This window comes from Pseudomonas sp. CC11G (assembly GCF_056174845.1).
In genome coordinates, this window is sequence record NZ_JBWBZC010000011.1 from 133,061 (window position 1) to 149,206 (window position 16,146).

Here is a 16,146-nt window from a genome sequence, read left to right on the forward strand (position 1 = left end):
GCTAAAGTGACGACCCCGTTTTTGCTGTCTGGGCATTCCAGACCCACCACGCGCCGCTAGCCGCGCGTAGGCAAGACGCAGACCCTGGGTACTGTTTACTCGTTACCTGCCCATCACCTGCCTCGCGAAGCCCACTACTGGCCGGTCGCGAGCTAGTAAATAGTTGAGAGCATTACGCGATGACGCCCCTCGAGCGATACCAGGCGGACCTCAAACGTCCCGACTTCTTCCATGACGCCGCGCAGGAAACTGCGGTGCGCCACCTGCAGCGCCTCTACGATGACCTGATTGCCGCCGGCGATAACAAGCCCGGTCTGTTCGGCAAACTGCTGGGCAAAAAGAATCATGACCCGGTCAAGGGCCTGTACTTCTGGGGCGGCGTCGGTCGCGGCAAGACCTATCTGGTCGACACCTTCTTCGAAGCGCTGCCGTTCAAGGAAAAGACCCGCACCCACTTCCACCGTTTCATGAAGCGTGTGCACGAAGACCTGACCACCTTGAGCGGCGAAAAGAACCCGCTGCAAGCCATCGCCAAGCGCTATGCCGCTGAAACGCGGGTGATCTGCTTCGACGAATTTTTCGTGTCCGACATTACCGACGCGATGATTCTGGCGACCTTGCTTGAAGAGCTGTTCAAGAACGGCGTGAGCCTGGTGTCGACGTCCAACATCGTTCCAGATGGCTTGTACAAAGACGGCCTGCAACGCGCGCGCTTCTTGCCCGCCATCGAGCTGCTCAAAGTGCACACCACAATCGTCAACGTCGATAGCGGCGTCGACTACCGTTTGCGTGCGCTGGAACAAGCCGAGCTGTACTACTGGCCGCTCAACGAAGGCGCGGAAGTCAGCCTGAACAAGAGCTTCGTCAGCCTGGTACCGGACTGCGTGCAAGCGCAGGTGAATGAAGTATTGATGATCGAGAACCGTGGCATTACTGCGCTCAAAGTGTGCGACGACGTGGCCTGGTTCGAATTCCGTGAGCTGTGCGACGGCCCGCGTAGCCAGAACGACTACATCGAACTGGCGAAGATCTTCCATGCCATTTTGATTTCCAACGTCGAGCAGATGGGCGTCAACGAAGACGATCTGGCGCGCCGCTTTATCAACCTGGTGGACGAGTTCTACGACCGCAACGTGAAGCTGATCATTTCGGCGGCGGTGGAGTTGAAAGACCTGTACACCGGCGGGCGGTTGAACTTTGAGTTTCAGCGGACGTTGAGCCGTTTGTTGGAGATGCAGTCCCACGAATTTCTGTCGCGGGCGCATAAGCCGTAAGAAATCGCAGAATGAAAAAAGGCGGCCTAAGGGCCGCCTTTTTTTGTCTCGTCTGCGTAGGAGCGAGCTTGCTCGCGAACCCTGCAAACGGAATTCGCGACCAAGGTCGCTCCTACAGGGTCCTCTGCTTAATTCTGCGCCACCTTCTGCTCATGCTCTTTGAGCAGGTCTTTGGCATGCGCCACTTCCAGCGCCTCCATCGCATTGATCGGCTTGATCGCCACGGCCTCTTTCAGGTGCTGAATCACCTTGGCTTCTTCATCGTCGCCATACACATAACCCAGCGCGTTGGCGTATTCGTAATGGCCAATGGGCAGGTTGCTCGACTGCTTGAAGGAACGGGCGAAGTAGCCTTCCATTTTGTCGGCGCTAACGCCGTAGGTCATGCTGCCCACCAGCTTGCCCACCTTGCGAATTACGCCAGCCTCATAGCCGCCATACAGGGCCAGAGCAAACGGCTGCTGCGGTTGTTTGGCCAGCAGGGCATCGAGTTCTTTAGGGATCTGGTTGGTAACCACGCTTGAGCACCACCGGCACCGACAGCTCTTCACCCAGACGGGCCTTGGCATACACGCGGCCGAACTGCGCCACAGTGTCGGCCTGAACCAGCTCGCCAGCCTTGTCGGTGTAGTCGATCACTTCTTCAAGTAAGCGGTGTTTTTCATCCTGATTCGGTACCAGGAACATGGCGTACACCACCTGGGCGAACATCGCCGGAATCTGCCCGCCAACGCCGAGGGCCAGTCCTTCTTTCTTGGCCTGAGCAAAGTCGCCTTTGAACATCAGACGCCAGACGTTTTGCAGCTTCTGTGCGTAGATCTCGGCTTCTTCGGGTTTGCCGGTAAAGCCCGTGTTGCCGGCGACCGTCAGTTCCAGTGCTTTCGGGTAGGTGGTCGCCATCTTGATGACCCACTCCGCATCCGGGAACGGGTAGTTCTCGCCAAAGCCACGGGTCAGCTGTGGCCAGGCCTGGCGCAGTTTGTCGCCGGAGTAGTCATAACCGCTCTGGTCGTAGGGGAAGGGTTTCCATTGTTCGTCCGCGACAGCCACCAGGCTGAACAGCGTAAGCACGGCAAGAATAAAAGGGCGCATGACAAGTACCTGTTTTTGTTAGAGGTTCATACGCCGATCATAGGTCGCAGGGCAGGGCGACCAACCCCCATCCTAGGAATGGCTGTCCTTTTGCTGGAACTGGCGTCGGTATTGGTTGGGAGACAATTCTGTGTGCTGACGGAACAACCGGGCGAAGAAGCTGGCGTCGTCGTAGCCCACTTCGTAGCTGATGGTCTTGATGCTTTTGCGCGTGGCGCTCAGCAGGCCCTTGGCTGTTTCGATCCGTAACCGTTGCAGGTAGTGCAGCGGTTTATCGCCAGTGGCCGTCTGAAAACGCCGCATAAAGTTGCGAATGCTCATGCCGTGCTGGCGGGCCACGTCTTCAAAACGGAATTTCTCCGCGAAGTTTTCTTCCAGCCATTGCTGAATCTGCAGGATGGTTACGTCCTGATGCAGCTTCTGGCCGCCAAAGCCGATGCGCCCGGGCGTGTAGTTGCGCTGCACCTCGTACAGGATGTCGCGGGCTACGGCCTGGGCGACGCTGGCGCCGCAGAAGCGTTCGATCAAATAGAGGTAAAGGTCACAGGCCGAGGTGGTGCCGCCGGCGCTGTAAAGGTTGTCGGCGTCTGAAAGATGCTTTTCCTGATTCAGCAGCACCTTGGGGAAGCGTTCACCGAACTCGCGGAAAAAGCGCCAGTAGGTGGTGGCTTCCTTACCATCCAGAAGGCCGGCCTGAGCGATCCAGAACACCCCCATGGCCTCTCCGCAGATCACGCTGCCGGCAGCGTGCTGCTTGCGCAGCCAGATGAGGATTTGTGGATAGCGCTGGTGCAGCTCGTCGAAATCGCCCCAGTAGGCCGGCAGGATGATGATGTCGGCCGGTTCCAGGCCGCCTTCGACCGGCAGCACCACGTCACTGAAACTGCGCGCAGGCTGGCCGTCAGGGCTGACCAGGTGAATATCGAACGCCGGCGTCAGACCCAAACCCAACTGCCGGCCGTGGCGCAGGCTGGCCATATGGAAGAAGTCTTTGGCTTGCATGAGGGTGGAGGCGAACACGCCCTCGATAGCCAGAATGGCGACGCGCTTGAGTGCACTGGACGGAGCAGTTGGCATGGATGGTTGTTCTTATTAGGGGATAGTGGTCAGTGGCTGGCTGGATCGTCTTATTTTTTGTCGCATGTGTCCAGTGTGTCGAAACGTTTGACTGTCCTACAGTCGGGGCCTTGCCAATCCCGGCTTAGACGTATCCAGTGGGTATAACAATGATTCCAAGAACCCTGTTCAGCTCCGACCACGAGCTGTTTCGTGACAGCGTGCGCAAGTTCCTTGAGCAGGAAGCAGTGCCTTACCACCATCAGTGGGAAAAGGACGGGCACATCGACCGTGCTCTGTGGAACAAGGCCGGCGAGGCCGGCATGCTCTGCTCGCACCTGCCAGAAGAGTACGGCGGCATGGCAGCCGATTTCCTCTACAGCGCTGTCGTTATCGAAGAGATTAGTCGCCTGGGTCTGAGTGGTATCGGCTTCTCGCTGCACTCCGACATCGTGGCGCCGTACATCCTGCATTACGGCTCCGAGCAACTGAAACTCAAGTACCTGCCCAAGCTGGTGTCGGGCGAGATGGTCAGTGCCATCGCCATGACCGAGCCGGGCGCTGGTTCCGACCTGCAAGGGGTGAAAACCACCGCCGTGCTGGATGGCGACGAATACGTACTGAATGGCTCCAAAACCTTTATCACCAATGGCTTCCTCGCCGATTTGGTAATTGTGGTGGCCAAGACCGATCCGAAAGCCGGCGCGAAAGGCACCAGTCTGTTCCTGGTGGAAGCGGGCACACCGGGTTTTGCCAAAGGTAAGCGCCTGGAGAAAGTCGGTATGAAGGCGCAGGACACGTCTGAGTTGTTCTTCCAGGATGTGCGCATTCCCGAGGAAAACTTGCTCGGACAAGCTGGCCAGGCTTCGCTTATCTGATGCAGGAACTGCCGCAGGAGCGTCTGACTGTTGCCCTTGGCGCACTGGCTAACGCCGAAGCTGCGCTGAAGTGGACATTGGATTACACCCGCGAGCGCAAGGCGTTCGGCAAAGCCATCAGCGAATTCCAGAACACGCGCTTCAAGCTGGCGGAAATTGCCACTGAAGTGCAGGTCGGCCGGGTGTTTGTCGACCGCTGCCTTGAGCAACATCTGGAGGGCAAACTGGATGTGCCGACCGCCGCCATGTGCAAATACTGGACGACCGATCTGCAATGCAAAGTGCTCGACGAGTGCGTGCAGTTGCACGGCGGTTACGGCTATATGTGGGAATACCCGGTGGCCCGTTCCTGGGCGGATGCGCGGGTGCAGCGCATTTATGCCGGCACCAACGAGATCATGAAAGAGATCATTTCGCGGTCGCTGTAAGAGCCCTGCGTTGAAATAAAAAAGCCCGGCCAAGTTGCCGGGCTTTTTCGTTTTCAGTGGTTGTTACGGCGCAGGGTTGGGCTGTGCTTTGTGGATGGCGTCGATCTGCTCCAGCAGTTCTGGGCTGAGGATCAGTTCGGTGCTGGCCAGGTTGCTTTGCAGCTGCTCGTTGCTGGTCGCGCCGATGATATTGCTGGTAACGAACGGGCGCGCTGTAACAACGCCAGCGCCATCTGCGCGGGATCCAGACCGTTCTCACGGGCCAATGCGACATAACGCGAGCACGCCGCCTCAGACTGTGGATTGGTGTAGCGGGTAAACCGCTGAACAGGCTGATCCGCGCATTGGCCGGGCGCGCGCCGCCTTCGTATTTGCCGGAAAGCATGCCGAACGCCATCGGCGAGTAGGCCAGCAGGCCGCATTGTTCACGAATGGCGATTTCTGCCAGACCGACTTCGAACGTGCGGTTGAGCAGGTTGTAGGGATTCTGGATGGAAGCAGGGCGGGGCAGGCCGAGTTGTTCCGACAGCTGTAGAAACTGCATGGTGCCCCACGGCGTTTCGTTGGAAAGCCCGACGTGACGGATCTTGCCGGCCTTTACCTGTTCGCCCAGCGCTTCGAGGATTTCGGCGATGGGGGTGAAGTCCTGTTCTTTGTGTTGGTAGCCGAGCTGGCCGAAAAAGTTGGTGCTGCGCTCGGGCCAGTGCAGTTGGTAGAGGTCGATGTAGTCGGTTTGCAGGCGTTTCAGGCTGGCATCCACCGCCGCGACGATGTGGGTGCGGTTGTGTTTGAGCTGACCGTCGCGGATGTAATCGATGCCATTGCCAGGGCCTGCGATCTTGCTGGCGAGAATCCAGTCGCCACGATTCCCGCGGGCCTTGAAGTAATTGCCGATTATTTGTTCGGTCCGGCTGTAGGTCTCGGCGCGCGGCGGCACCGGGTACATTTCAGCGGTATCGATAAAGTTCACGCCGGCGGCGCGGGCCATATCGATCTGCTCGAAGGCCTGTTCCTGCGTGTTCTGCTCGCCCCAGGTCATGGTGCCCAGGCAGATAGCGCTGACGTCGAGATCGGTGCGGCCGAGCTTACGAAACTGCATGAATTTCTCCTCGTGCAAAAAGTGCCATCAAATCAGGTTGATATTTTTCCTGCAATCGGCATAATTCCGCAGCTGTTTTCAGCAGGGGATGCCAAGCCTGCTTGAACTCGCCGTACGGACGTGATGACCCGAGCCCCCGATAGCGTCCGTCTCTGGCTGCCTTTGCTTGTCAAAGCGCGCACTATTCAGTAAGATCCGCCGTCTTATTTTCAGGGCGGCCCCTGAGGCTATTAAAGAATGAAAACTTTTACTGCTAAACCGGAAACTGTTAAGCGCGACTGGTTCGTCGTCGACGCTGCAGGTCAGACTCTGGGTCGTCTGGCCACAGAAATCGCTAGCCGTCTGCGTGGCAAGCACAAAGCCGAATACACCCCTCACGTTGACACCGGCGACTACATCGTCGTTATCAACGCTGAGCAAGTACGTGTAACCGGCGCTAAGACCACCGACAAAATGTACTACTCTCACTCCGGCTTCCCGGGTGGCATCAAATCGATCAACTTCGAAAAGCTGATCGCCAAGGCGCCTGAGCGTGTGATCGAGACCGCGGTTAAAGGCATGCTGCCGAAGAACCCGCTGGGTCGCGACATGTACCGTAAGCTGAAAGTGTACGCGGGCGCTGTTCACCCTCACACTGCTCAGCAGCCCCAAGAACTGAAGATTTAACGGAATAGTTCATTATGTCGGCGACTCAAAATTACGGCACTGGCCGTCGCAAGACTGCAACCGCTCGCGTATTCCTGCGTGCAGGCACTGGCAAGATCTCCATCAACAACCGCACCCTGGAAAACTTCTTCGGTCGCGAAACTGCCCGCATGGTAGTTCGCCAGCCGCTGGAGCTGACTGAGACTGTCGAGAAGTTCGACATCTACGTCACCGTTCTGGGTGGTGGTGTCAGCGGTCAAGCTGGCGCAATCCGTCACGGCATCACTCGTGCTCTGATGGACTATGATGAAGCTCTGCGTCCTGCTCTGCGCAAAGCTGGTTACGTCACTCGTGATGCTCGTGAAGTTGAACGTAAGAAAGTCGGTCTGCGTAAAGCGCGTAAGCGTCCGCAGTACTCGAAGCGTTAATTCGCACTTCGTTCAAAGACGCCCAGTTTCCCAAAGGAACTGGGCGTTTTTTATGGGCGCAAGTTTTAGTTGCGACAACTTGCCGCACCGGCAAATGCCAGGTGCGACAAGGCTTTCAGCCATTTTGTATCCAGTAATTGCCTTGTCAGAAATGGGGCTTTTCTTTACCATTTGGCAAATTTTTTGCGCGGCTTGAATTTTACTTAGTAGACGCCTGAACAACAGGCCACAAAGCTGATGGGAGACGACTGAATGAGCAATGACGGCGTGAATGCAGGCCGGCGTCGCTTCCTTGTAGCAGCCACTTCGGTGGTTGGTGCTGCAGGAGCGGTGGGTGCTGCGGTCCCGTTCGTGGGGTCATGGTTCCCGAGTGCCAAGGCCAAGGCCGCGGGTGCTGCGGTGAAGGTGAATGTCAGCAAGGTTGAACCAGGTCAGCAGATGATTGCTGAATGGCGCGGCCAGCCGGTATTTATCGTTCACCGGACAGAAGAAATTCTGGGCAACCTGACCAAGATCCACGATCGGATGTCTGACCCGGAGTCGAAAGCTTCCGTACAGCCCGCGTATGTCGACAAGACTGTGCGCTCGATCAAGCCAGAAATTCTGGTGTTGGTCGGTATCTGCACCCACTTGGGTTGCTCTCCGTCCTTCCGTCCTGAAGTGGCTCCGGCCGACCTCGGTCCAGAATGGGTTGGTGGCTATTTCTGCCCTTGCCACGGTTCGCGCTATGACCTCGCTGGTCGTGTGTATAAATCGCAACCAGCTCCGTTGAATCTGCCAGTGCCGCCTCACTCTTACGAGTCTGATGCCGTCATTGTCATCGGTGTGGACCAGGAGAAAGCCTGATGAGCAAATTCATGGAGTGGGTAGATGCGCGCTTTCCCGCCACTAAAATGTGGGAAGACCATCTCAGCAAGTATTACGCACCGAAGAACTTCAACTTCTTCTACTTCTTTGGCTCCCTGGCCCTGTTGGTTCTGGTTAACCAGATCCTGACCGGCGTCTGGCTGACCATGAGCTACACCCCGTCCGCCGAAGAGGCTTTTGCCTCCGTTGAATACATCATGCGTGATGTGGAATACGGCTGGATCATTCGACTGATGCACTCCACCGGCGCTTCGGCGTTCTTCATCGTGGTTTACCTGCATATGTTCCGAGGCTTGCTCTACGGTTCGTACCAGAAGCCGCGTGAGCTGGTGTGGGTATTCGGCATGCTGATCTACTTGGCCCTGATGGCTGAAGCCTTCATGGGTTACTTGCTGCCGTGGGGCCAGATGTCCTACTGGGGCGCACAGGTGATCATCTCGCTGTTCGGTGCCATTCCGGTTATCGGCGACGACCTGACTCAGTGGATCCGTGGTGACTACCTCATCTCCGGCATCACTTTGAACCGTTTCTTCGCACTGCACGTAATTGCACTGCCGATCGTGATTTTGGGCCTGGTGGTTCTGCATATCCTGGCGCTGCACGAAGTGGGTTCGAACAACCCGCAAGGCGTGGACATCAAGAAGTTCAAAGACGAAAACGGCGTACCGTTGGACGGCATTGCTTTCCACCCGTACTACACCGTGAAAGATATCGTCGGCGTGGTGGTGTTCCTGTTCATCTTCTGCTCGATCATCTTCTTCTTCCCGGAAATGGGTGGTTATTTCCTAGAGAAGCCGAACTTCGAAGTCGCGAACTCGTTCAAGACCCCAGAGCACATTGCCCCGGTCTGGTACTTCACCCCGTTCTACGCAATTCTCCGTGCTGTACCGGATAAATTGCTCGGCGTAATCGCCATGGGTGCTGCTATCGCTGTGCTGTTCGTGCTGCCGTGGCTCGACCGTAGCCCGGTCAAATCCATGCTCTACAAGGGCTGGATGAGCAAGATCTGGCTGGTGGCCTTCTGCGTGTCCTTCGTCATCCTCGGCGTGCTGGGCGTTCTGCCGCCTACCGACGAGCGCACGTTGCTGGCTCGTATCTGCACCACGCTGTACTTCGCATACTTCATCCTCATGCCGTTCTACACCAAGCTTGAGAAGACCAAACCGGTTCCGGAAAGGGTGACTGGCTGATGAAAAAGCTATTTGCTGCACTAGTTTTCGCTGTTCTGCCGGCCATCGCGTTCGCCAACACTGGTCATGGTCCTGAGTTGGATTCGGTCGATATCGACCTGACCGATAAAGCTGCTATGCAAGACGGCGCACGTACATTCGCCAACTACTGCATGGGCTGCCACAGCGCCAAGTTCCAGCGTTACGAGCGCGTTGCCGATGACCTCGGTATTCCGCACGAGCTGATGCTAAGCAACGTGGTTTTCACCGGCGCCAAAATCGGCGACCTGATGAAAAACAGCATGTCGCCAGTGGATGCCAAGAAGTGGTTCGGTGCGGCTCCGCCCGACCTGACTCTGGTGGCTCGCGTACGTGGTAACGATTGGCTGTACAGCTACTTGCGCAACTTCTACGAAGACCCGGCGCGCCCTTGGGGCGTGAACAACAAGATCTTCCCGAACGTGGGTATGCCCAACGTTCTGGTCGGTCTGCAAGGTCGTCAGGTTGTAGGTTGCAAGCAAGTACAGGTGGTTGAGGACGGCAAGAAGCAGTACGACCCGCTCACCGGTACTCCGTTGACCCACGAAGCCTGTGACCAGCTCACCATCGTGCCGAAAACTGGCAAGCTGAATGAGGCCGAGTTCGACGAGAAGGTCAAAAACCTCGTGACCTTCCTGGCCTACTCCGCCAACCCAGTGAAACTGAAAAGCGAGCGCATCGGCACCTACGTGCTGTTGTACTTGGCCTTCTTCTTCGTGTTCGCGTATCTGCTGAAACGTGAATACTGGAAGGATGTGCACTAAGTAACTGGTATTCTCCGCTGTCGACTTGCGCGCCCAATTGGGCGCGCACGTTTTTGTGCTTCAGATAACTTTAACAAGCGAGGAGGATCGCCATGGGCGTGACCAACCGGTTGGCCTGCTACTCCGACCCCGCCGATCACTATTCCCATCGCGTACGTATCGTGCTCGCCGAGAAAGGTGTAAGCGCGGAAATCATCAATGTGGAACCTGGGCGTACGCCGCCCAAACTGGTTGAGGTCAATCCTTATGCCAGCCTGCCGACATTGGTGGACCGTGACCTGGCGTTGTACGAATCGACCGTGGTGATGGAATATCTTGACGAGCGTTATCCCCATCCGCCGTTGTTGCCGGTTTACCCGGTGGCGCGGGCCAACAGTCGTTTGCTGATTCACCGTATTCAGCGCGATTGGTGTGCGTTGGTGGACCTGATTCTTGACCCGCGCAGCAAAGAGCCGGCCCGTGTGCAAGCACGCAAGGAGCTGCGTGAAAGCCTTACCGGCGTGTCGCCACTGTTCGCCGACAAGGCTTATTTCCTCAGCGACGAGCTGAGTTTGGTAGATTGTTGCCTGTTGCCGATCTTGTGGCGGTTGCCGATATTAGGTATCGAGCTGCCCAAGCCGGCCAAACCGTTGCTCGATTACATGGAGCGCCAGTTTGCCCGCGAGGCCTTCCAGGTCAGCTTGTCGGGTGTTGAGCGCGATATGCGCTGAAGCTGAAGGAGCTTTCAATGAACTCCAGTCGTCCGTATCTGATCCGCGCCCTATACGAGTGGATAGTTGATAACGATTGCACGCCACACCTGCTGGTAAATGCCGAATACCCGAACGTGCAAGTGCCGCAAGGCTTTGCCAATGATGGCCAGATCGTCCTCAATGTGTCGCCCAGCGCTGTCCGTCATCTGCATATGGATAACGATGCGGTGAGCTTCGAGGGGCGTTTTGGCGGTATTGCCCACACCTTGTTCATCCCAGCGTCGGCCGTGTTGGCGATTTACGCACGGGAAAATGGCCAAGGGATGGTCTTCGACTTGGAATCGCCAGTGGCGGACGAAGAGCCTGAAGACGATCCGGATGGCGACGGTCCTGCAGGTGGTGAGCCACCGCGTCCAAGCGGTCGCCCAAGCCTGAAAGTGGTGAAGTAAAACGTAGGTTGGGTTGAGCCGTAGGCGAAGCCCAACGTTTACGCGAAACACAATAAAAAAGGCGATCCGAAGATCGCCTTTTTTATTGCCTGCAGTTTGGGTCAGTCGACGTACTCAAACAGCTTCACGATCTTCTGCACGCCCGACACACCCTGGACCAGGTTGCTGGCCAGTTGCGCCTGCTGACGGCTTACCACGCCAAGCATGTAGACGATGCCGTTCTCGGTGATCACCTTGATGTTCGAGCTGGAAACACTGTTGTCCGCCAGCATCTCGGTCTTGATCTTGGTGGTCAGCAGTGCATCGTTGCTGCGCGCCAGGGCCGAGGAGGGGGCAATCACTTGCAGTTCGTTGTACACCTTGCGCACGCCCTGCACGGAGCGGGCAGCTTGTTCGGCCGCCGCCTTCAGATCAGCGCGTGGGGTTTGGCCGGCCAGCAGCACGATGCCGTTGTAGCTGGTGACGACGACATGCGAGCCATTGGCCAGGTCGGGGCTTGCCTGGTTGATCTTCTGCTCGACATTCGACGGGATAAATTGGTCATCGATCTTGTTGCCGAACGAACGGCTGCCACACCCGGAAAGCACCAGGGTGACGGCAAGGGCGGCAAGGATTAATGGCGAACGGGTCATTCTTCACTCCCAAACAGTTGGCTATCAATCAGATCGCAGAGGCAGTGGATGGCCAGCAAGTGGACTTCCTGAATGCGTGCGGTGACTTTCGATGGAACACGGATTTCGACATCTTCAGGCAGCAGCAGCGAGGCCATGCCGCCGCCGTCGCGACCGGTAAGGGCCACCACGATCATCTCGCGGTCGTGAGCAGCCTGGATGGCCTGAATCACGTTGGCCGAGTTGCCGCTGGTGGAGATCGCCAACAGCACGTCGCCAGGTTGGCCCAGGGCGCGAATCTGCTTGGAGAAGATCTCGTTGTAGCTGTAGTCGTTGGCGATCGACGTAATGGTCGAGCTGTCTGTGGTCAGGGCAATGGCCGGCAGGCTCGGGCGCTCGCGCTCGAAACGGTTGAGCAATTCCGAGGAGAAGTGCTGGGCGTCGCCGGCCGAGCCGCCGTTGCCACAGGTCAGAATCTTGCCCTCGTTGAGCAGGGCTTGAACCATGACCAGACTGCCGTGCTCGATGTAGGGAATAAGCACTTCCATGGCTTGCTGTTTGGTTTCGATACTGGCTTGAAACAGCTGGCGGATACGGGATTGCATGTCCATCGGAGATGACCTTCAGTGTGGCTGCTGATCAGGTGGCCCAGGGTAAGTCTGGTGCCTGCCTGTTACAGGTAAAAATCGCTCGGCGCCGCAACGTTTGCTGGGCTGTGCCGAAACCGGGTTCGGTCTTGCACTAGGTTGCTGCCGTACAGCGTGCTGCCGGCAATCGCTTGTGTTGGTTCAGGCTGAATCAGGTGTCAAAGGCGTTGCGAATCCAGTTCAGGCGGCTCGCGTTTTCGCTGCTGGTGTTGATGGCTACGACATCGAAACGGCACGGATGTTTGGCCCAGCGCGGTTCCTGTTGCAAAAAGCTGCTGGCGGCGAGAATCAGCTTTTGCTGCTTGCGGCCATCGACACTTTCTACTGCGCCACCCCAGGCGGTATGCCGGCGGGCGCGAACTTCGACGAATACTACTGTATCGCTGTCCAGCATGACCAGATCGAGCTCGCCGCCCTTGCAGCGCCAATTCCTGGCGACCAGTTTCAGGCCGTGGCGGCGCAGGTGCTCAAAGGCCTCTGCTTCGCCTTCACGGCCGGCGTGCTGGGTGCTGGCGGCGATCAATCAGAAGCTGCTGCTGACAGGCAGGCGTTGCACGGTGCCGTCGCGGAACTCGGCCCATGGCAGCTGCCGCTCTACGCGCTGGTTGGCATTCACGCTCAAGCTGCCGGACAGACCGTCAACGCGGCTTTCTGGCAAGGCTTTCAGCTCAGTCAGACGCGGCGCCAGGCGATAGGCATCCACGCCCATGGCGTACAGGCGACCGAGGCTGCCAGCGGCTTGCGGCCATTGGCCGGCGACTTGTTGGCGCAGCGGGTCGTTGGCGTCCAGCAGCCACGGGGTTTCGCAGAAGCGAATGCCGTCCAGATCTTGATACTGCGCCGGGTTGCTGCCGCCTGTGAACAGGTGCGAGGTGGCGTATACCGGCACGTCGCCGGCGTATTGGAAGGCCAGAGTCGGTTTGATCTGCTGGGCTTGCTGCGGGGTGGCAGCGAGGAAGATAAAGTCGATGTCCTGGCGACGTGCTGGCTGCGCAGCAACCGAGGTACCAAGCACGCTTTGAATGCGTTTGGCGCGGGCTTCGCTCTGACGCAGTTGGAATAGGTCAGCGATCTGCTGGGCCAGTTCAACCGGCTGATCAACATGTTCAGCGGCGATCAGGCTGCCGCCCTTGGCTTGCCAACTTTGGCGGAAGGCATCCAGTACGCGGTCGCCCCATTCGCCACGTGGCACCAGGGCCACGGCGCGGCGCATGCCGTCGTCCCAGGCGCGGCGGGACACTTCCCGGGCTTCGTCTTCAGCGGCCAGGCCGAACTGGAACAATTGTGGCGGGCCTTCGCGGCCGGCATCGCTGTAGTTCAGGGCCAAGGTAGTGATCGGCAGTTGCTCGCGATCACTCAGCTGTTTCACCAGGTTCTTTTCCAGCGGGCCTACCACCAGTTGAATGCCGGCGGCTTGGGCCTGGCGGTAGAAGTCATCCATCGAGGCCAGGCGCGAGCTGTCGAATACTTCGATGCTCGGCGGATTTTGACCGGCCTGTTGCGCCTGGAAGTGCGCGGCCATAAAGCCGTCACGCAGGGCGCGGGCCACGGAGGCCAGTTGGCCGTCTTGCGGCAGCAGCAGGGCAATCTTGGTCAGCGGTTGGCTGGCCAGTTCTTTCAGTTTGGTCAGCGGCGCGGGCAGTTGCTCGGCGGCCGGGTGTTGCGGGTTCTGTTGGCGCCAGGCGTCGATGGCGGCCTGTTGCTGTTGCAGAGTGCTGGCGCTTTTCACCACGCTGGCCAGTTGCAGCCAGCCGGCCAGGTCGGCATCGCCGCCGCCTTGCAATTGGTCTGCAGGCAAGGAAGAGACCAGGGTCCAGATGTTTTCATGGTTGCTGGAAGCAGCTGCGCCACTGAGCAATGGCGCGATAAAAACGCGCTCGCGGGCGGCGGCGAGAGTTTGGCCGTCGGCTTCGAGGGCTTGGGCGCGAACCAGTTGGGTGCGCACTTGCTGATCGACCGGCAGTTCAGCCAGGCGCTGCATACCCGGCTGGTCGAGGGCCTGCAGAGCGCTTTTTGGTTTGTTGCGGGCCAGTGCCAGTTCGGCGCTCAGGGTGCCGGCGAACACTTGTTGGGCCGGTTTCAGATTGGCGACGGGCACCAGCTCCAGAATTTGCGCGGCGCGCCCCAGATCCTTCTGTTGATACGCCTGGTCCGCAGCGGCCAGGCGCAACGAGGCGGCCTGTTCCGGCTTGGCGCCGTCGGCCTGTTGCAGCAACTGATCAACGCTGGCTTGTGGGGTGCGGGGCAGTTCGCCAAGGGTGGAAGACGGCGAGCTTGAGCAAGCGGCCAAGAGAGCGGCGAGGCTGATAGCGAGGAGCGGGCGCAGGCCGGCGGTCAGGCGGTTGATCATGTAGGCGTTCCTGGTACTTGATCGAAGAGGGCGGATTGTACCCAAGGGCCGGCGCAGGCGCGATGTTGATGGCGTGAATCGGGCTACAATGCGCGCTTTCTGTGATTCATGAGGTGTGCGTTGTGACCACTCAGGGTGTTTTGAATTCCACCACCGGCACGCTTTATGTGGTGGCCACACCCATTGGCAATCTCGACGATATCAGTGCTCGCGCGCTTAAAGTGCTGCGCGACGTGGCGCTGATTGCCGCCGAAGACACCCGCCACTCCATGCGCCTGATGCAGCATTTCGGCATTCCTACGCCGCTCGCGGCCTGCCACGAACACAATGAGCGCGACGAAGGCAGCCGGTTTCTGGCGCGCTTGCAGGCCGGGGACGACGTGGCATTGATCTCCGATGCCGGCACGCCGCTGATTTCCGATCCGGGTTACCACCTGGTGCGCCAGGTGCGCGCGGCGGGCATTAAAGTGGTGCCGGTTCCCGGCCCTTGCGCGCTAATTGCAGCGCTGTCGGCGGCGGGGTTGCCGTCGGATCGGTTTATCTTCGAAGGCTTCCTGCCTGCCAAGGCGGTCGGGCGGCGCGCCCGTCTGGAAGCCGTAAAGGAAGAACCGCGCACCCTGATCTTCTATGAAGCCCCGCACCGTATTCTCGAATGCCTGGAAGACATGGAGTTGGTGTTCGGTGGCGAGCGCGTCGCGCTGCTGGCCCGCGAGCTGACCAAGACCTTTGAAACCCTCAATGGGCTGCCGTTATCTGAATTGCGCGCCTGGGTGGCGAGCGACAGCAATCAGCAGCGCGGCGAGTGCGTGGTGTTGGTGGCTGGCTGGCAAGCGCCGGAAGGTGACGAGGCGGTGAGCGCCGACACCCTGCGCGTGCTCGACCTGCTGCTCAAGGAAATGCCGCTCAAGCGTGCGGCCGCCGTGGCGGCGGAGATCACCGGGGTGCGCAAAAACCTGCTCTATCAGGTGGCCCTGGAGCGGCAATAACGGATTTCGGCTTGTTCTAAGTGGAGGCTGCCGCTACCCTGTGCGGCGGAGAGTCGATTGGACAGTCGCTGCCTCGTTTCGTTCACGCGAGCGGGGGGGAGGAAAGTCCGGGCTCCATAGGGCGGAGTGCCAGGTAACGCCTGGGAGGCGCGAGCCTACGGAAAGTGCCACAGAAAATAACCGCCTAAGCGCTTCGGCGCCGGTAAGGGTGAAAAGGTGCGGTAAGAGCGCACCGCACGTCTGGTAACAGTTCGTGGCTAGGCAAACCCCACTCGGAGCAAGACCAAATAGGGTTCCATGGCGCGGCCCGCGTCGGAACCGGGTAGGTTGCTAAAGGTGTCCAGTGATGGCCACCGTAGAGGAATGACTGTCCTCGACAGAACCCGGCTTACAGATCGACTCTCCACCTCCTTCCGCTATTCGTTGTACCTCCCGTCGCTGCGTTTAACCGCTCAAAAAAATCTCACTCTTAAGAAGTTACTTTAAGTTCGAGGCGCAGCCCCTTGAACTCGTTCGGCTGTACCCGTCAAAACAACGCTAAAACCCCTCTTCCTTGTTCCAAAAACATCGCTAAATCACCGTCCTATAAGGATTTTTCCCTGCAAGCGCGCCTTGACGGTGGGGTGGCTGCGTTCCTATAGTGTGCCGAAGTGGTACAAAGTGGTACGAAGT

General features: G+C 58.5%; 14 protein-coding genes, 1 other RNA gene and 3 pseudogenes. 11 read left to right on the top strand and 7 right to left on the bottom strand.

What is annotated here, in order from left to right; genetic code table 11:
- Positions 1 to 179: 179 nt before the first annotated feature.
- Entirely contained in the window at positions 180 to 1,274 is a 1,095-nt protein-coding gene (zapE, locus tag AC0V2S_RS15200; protein WP_475510465.1) for a cell division protein ZapE, read from the top strand.
- A 128-nt stretch (positions 1,275 to 1,402) separates the two neighbouring features.
- Here zapE and AC0V2S_RS15205 read toward each other — a convergent pair.
- Both AC0V2S_RS15205 and AC0V2S_RS15210 read right to left on the bottom strand, forming a co-directional pair.
- Positions 1,403 to 2,366 (bottom strand): annotated as a pseudogene (locus AC0V2S_RS15205) (hypothetical protein).
- Positions 2,367 to 2,438: 72 nt separating this feature from the next.
- Positions 2,439 to 3,344 carry a GlxA family transcriptional regulator gene (locus AC0V2S_RS15210; RefSeq protein WP_475510500.1) on the bottom strand — a complete coding sequence of 302 codons (906 nt, stop codon included), beginning with the start codon at positions 3,342 to 3,344 and terminating at the stop codon, positions 2,439 to 2,441.
- 248 nt (positions 3,345 to 3,592) lie between these two features.
- On the opposite strand from AC0V2S_RS15210, the pseudogene AC0V2S_RS15215 reads away from it, so the two are divergent.
- Positions 3,593 to 4,728: pseudogene (locus tag AC0V2S_RS15215) on the top strand (acyl-CoA dehydrogenase family protein).
- Positions 4,729 to 4,791: 63 nt separating this feature from the next.
- Here the strand turns inward: AC0V2S_RS15215 and AC0V2S_RS15220 are convergent.
- Positions 4,792 to 5,827, bottom strand: a pseudogene (locus tag AC0V2S_RS15220) (NADP(H)-dependent aldo-keto reductase).
- A 237-nt stretch (positions 5,828 to 6,064) separates the two neighbouring features.
- Between AC0V2S_RS15220 and rplM the strand changes: the two are divergent.
- From rplM to AC0V2S_RS15255, 7 genes are all read left to right on the top strand, one after another.
- Positions 6,065 to 6,493, top strand: a complete 429-nt coding sequence (gene rplM / locus AC0V2S_RS15225) for a 50S ribosomal protein L13 (RefSeq protein WP_457435287.1) — start codon at positions 6,065 to 6,067, stop codon at positions 6,491 to 6,493.
- Between the two features lie 14 nt (positions 6,494 to 6,507).
- The gene (gene rpsI / locus AC0V2S_RS15230) at positions 6,508 to 6,900 is read left to right on the top strand and encodes a 30S ribosomal protein S9 (RefSeq protein WP_108098496.1); all 393 of its coding nucleotides are present in this window, start codon (positions 6,508 to 6,510) and stop codon (positions 6,898 to 6,900) included.
- A 252-nt stretch (positions 6,901 to 7,152) separates the two neighbouring features.
- The gene (petA, locus tag AC0V2S_RS15235; RefSeq protein WP_475510466.1) at positions 7,153 to 7,746 is read left to right on the top strand and encodes a ubiquinol-cytochrome c reductase iron-sulfur subunit; all 594 of its coding nucleotides are present in this window, start codon (positions 7,153 to 7,155) and stop codon (positions 7,744 to 7,746) included.
- Positions 7,746 to 8,957 carry a cytochrome b gene (locus AC0V2S_RS15240; protein WP_475510467.1) on the top strand — a complete coding sequence of 404 codons (1,212 nt, stop codon included), beginning with the start codon at positions 7,746 to 7,748 and terminating at the stop codon, positions 8,955 to 8,957. Before petA ends, AC0V2S_RS15240 begins: the two co-directional genes overlap by 1 nt.
- Entirely contained in the window at positions 8,957 to 9,739 is a 783-nt protein-coding gene (locus AC0V2S_RS15245; RefSeq protein WP_475510468.1) for a cytochrome c1, read from the top strand. The genes AC0V2S_RS15240 and AC0V2S_RS15245 overlap by 1 nt, the downstream gene beginning before the upstream one ends.
- Before the next feature lie 92 nt (positions 9,740 to 9,831).
- Entirely contained in the window at positions 9,832 to 10,449 is a 618-nt protein-coding gene (locus tag AC0V2S_RS15250; protein WP_340662277.1) for a glutathione S-transferase N-terminal domain-containing protein, read from the top strand.
- A gap of 17 nt (positions 10,450 to 10,466) precedes the next feature.
- On the top strand, positions 10,467 to 10,880 hold the full coding sequence (locus AC0V2S_RS15255; protein ID WP_475510469.1) for a ClpXP protease specificity-enhancing factor: 414 nt from the start codon (positions 10,467 to 10,469) through the stop codon (positions 10,878 to 10,880).
- Between the two features lie 101 nt (positions 10,881 to 10,981).
- Here the strand turns inward: AC0V2S_RS15255 and AC0V2S_RS15260 are convergent, their stop codons facing one another.
- From AC0V2S_RS15260 to AC0V2S_RS15275, 4 genes are all read right to left on the bottom strand, one after another.
- Positions 10,982 to 11,512 carry a BON domain-containing protein gene (locus AC0V2S_RS15260; protein ID WP_475510470.1) on the bottom strand — a complete coding sequence of 177 codons (531 nt, stop codon included), beginning with the start codon at positions 11,510 to 11,512 and terminating at the stop codon, positions 10,982 to 10,984.
- On the bottom strand, positions 11,509 to 12,102 hold the full coding sequence (locus tag AC0V2S_RS15265; protein WP_475510471.1) for a phosphoheptose isomerase: 594 nt from the start codon (positions 12,100 to 12,102) through the stop codon (positions 11,509 to 11,511). The genes AC0V2S_RS15260 and AC0V2S_RS15265 overlap by 4 nt, the downstream gene beginning before the upstream one ends.
- Before the next feature lie 187 nt (positions 12,103 to 12,289).
- Positions 12,290 to 12,661: a YraN family protein gene (locus AC0V2S_RS15270; RefSeq protein ID WP_475510472.1), complete on the bottom strand. Its 372-nt coding sequence runs from the start codon at positions 12,659 to 12,661 to the stop codon at positions 12,290 to 12,292.
- Positions 12,662 to 14,476, bottom strand: coding sequence for a penicillin-binding protein activator (locus AC0V2S_RS15275; protein ID WP_475510501.1), 1,815 nt, complete (start codon positions 14,474 to 14,476; stop codon positions 12,662 to 12,664). It abuts the gene before it with no gap.
- 152 nt (positions 14,477 to 14,628) lie between these two features.
- Here AC0V2S_RS15275 and rsmI point away from each other — a divergent pair, with 152 nt between their 5' ends.
- The gene (gene rsmI / locus AC0V2S_RS15280; RefSeq protein ID WP_475510502.1) at positions 14,629 to 15,474 is read left to right on the top strand and encodes a 16S rRNA (cytidine(1402)-2'-O)-methyltransferase; all 846 of its coding nucleotides are present in this window, start codon (positions 14,629 to 14,631) and stop codon (positions 15,472 to 15,474) included.
- 49 nt (positions 15,475 to 15,523) lie between these two features.
- An RNA gene (gene rnpB, locus AC0V2S_RS15285) (RNase P RNA component class A) lies at positions 15,524 to 15,881 on the top strand.
- Positions 15,882 to 16,146: the final 265 nt, after the last annotated feature.

Excerpts from the sequence above, each read along its gene's own strand:
- AC0V2S_RS15240 (WP_475510467.1), top strand. The coding sequence starts at position 7,746 with ATGAGCAAATTCATGGAGTGGGTAGATGCGCGCTTTCCCGCCACTAAA.
- petA (WP_475510466.1), top strand. The coding sequence starts at position 7,153 with ATGAGCAATGACGGCGTGAATGCAGGCCGGCGTCGCTTCCTTGTAGCA.
- AC0V2S_RS15210 (WP_475510500.1), bottom strand. The coding sequence starts at position 3,344 with ATGGCCAGCCTGCGCCACGGCCGGCAGTTGGGTTTGGGTCTGACGCCG.
- rpsI (WP_108098496.1), top strand. The coding sequence starts at position 6,508 with ATGTCGGCGACTCAAAATTACGGCACTGGCCGTCGCAAGACTGCAACC.
- AC0V2S_RS15255 (WP_475510469.1), top strand. The coding sequence starts at position 10,467 with ATGAACTCCAGTCGTCCGTATCTGATCCGCGCCCTATACGAGTGGATA.
- zapE (WP_475510465.1), top strand. The coding sequence starts at position 180 with ATGACGCCCCTCGAGCGATACCAGGCGGACCTCAAACGTCCCGACTTC.
- AC0V2S_RS15265 (WP_475510471.1), bottom strand. The coding sequence starts at position 12,102 with ATGGACATGCAATCCCGTATCCGCCAGCTGTTTCAAGCCAGTATCGAA.
- rplM (WP_457435287.1), top strand. The coding sequence starts at position 6,065 with ATGAAAACTTTTACTGCTAAACCGGAAACTGTTAAGCGCGACTGGTTC.
- AC0V2S_RS15260 (WP_475510470.1), bottom strand. The coding sequence starts at position 11,512 with ATGACCCGTTCGCCATTAATCCTTGCCGCCCTTGCCGTCACCCTGGTG.
- AC0V2S_RS15250 (WP_340662277.1), top strand. The coding sequence starts at position 9,832 with ATGGGCGTGACCAACCGGTTGGCCTGCTACTCCGACCCCGCCGATCAC.
- AC0V2S_RS15245 (WP_475510468.1), top strand. The coding sequence starts at position 8,957 with ATGAAAAAGCTATTTGCTGCACTAGTTTTCGCTGTTCTGCCGGCCATC.